Below are 1122 nucleotides of genomic sequence, written 5' to 3' on the forward strand. Positions count from 1 at the left end.
AACTAGGTGCCTCCTCGGCGATTATTGGGGTGTTTTCAAAAAGTCAAGTGGTTATCGATATTTTTCATATAATATTCATTTTTTGTTCGAAACCAAATTCATACAGCAACTGCATAGCGCCTGTAAAATAGAACCAAATAGTTTGTCCACCGGCACATGAACCGCCCAAGGATGGCGATCAGATCCGTATATATTGACTTTACGGAGGATGTGCTGGGGACCAAGAGCGAATCCGAATGGAAAGTGACACGAGGTTCTGTCTGTTGACTTTCTCCTTATAGTTAAAGCAGCTACCCTTCCAACGTCTCATAATATAGGTTATGTTAATTTGGTTTGTTCGAGTACCGGAATAACGGTCGGATTCAGATTAGGTAAATACAAAAACGCCCCCACCTTTACCGATGAGGGCATTTTGAATGCTTACCAAGCAAGTGGCCCCACATAGCAGCCTATAAAATTGTAAAATTTACATATTTAATTTCGACGGTACTTCGACAGTACAAGGAGAAAACGCAAGAAGTATGGGTTCTACACAGATGTTCACGAGCAGCGCCTTGGCGCGAAGACTCACGGACAGTTTGCAGTCTGGGCGGGGTGCCGCCTCGTCAATGATGTCAACCCACCCGAGCTAGTCGATAAGTCTGGCCAATACCGGGGATGGCCCCATGACGAACGAATCGGACCGAGCAACTGGAAATCCTCCCGTCCGAAGATGCAACGAGCTACTGAATTCCACACCGGCCGGCGAAATTCTTGTCAAAAATCGTGCGCGCTCGAAAAACGGGCGCGAAATGTGGGACGTCAAGTTGAGTCGTTCCTGATTGGTCTCCTTATAGAGAAGATGGACGCCGAGCACGCCCGGGAGGCGGCTCACGCTGTCCTCTGGGGACGCACGATTCTCCGATCACGGTCGAAAGCTCCGCCGCCATCCGGCGCTCACATGGTCTGCGTATCCTTGTTTGGCGTCGGCACACGCCTGTTGTTGTGGAATCCCCTCAAGCTGTCTTTGGCAGGCGCTATGCAGTTGCTACATGAGATTGGATTGTGAACGTTTTGTGACATATTCGTGAAACAACTTGACTTTTGAAAAACACCCCAAAATCGCCGAGGAGGCACCTAACT

At 48.8% G+C, this 1122-nt stretch carries 1 protein-coding gene; it reads left to right on the forward strand.

Going from position 1 to position 1122, the window contains the following annotated elements; all coding sequences use genetic code 11:
- The first annotated feature begins 793 nt into the window (after positions 1–793).
- Complete coding sequence (locus AK2_RS17035) at positions 794–1048, forward strand: hypothetical protein (RefSeq protein WP_157076407.1); 255 nt, start codon at positions 794–796, stop codon at positions 1046–1048.
- Positions 1049–1122 lie beyond the last annotated feature (74 nt).

Origin of the sequence: Alicyclobacillus kakegawensis NBRC 103104 (assembly GCF_001552655.1) — a bacterium.
GTDB classification, from domain to species: Bacteria; Bacillota; Bacilli; order Alicyclobacillales; family Alicyclobacillaceae; genus Alicyclobacillus_G; species Alicyclobacillus_G kakegawensis.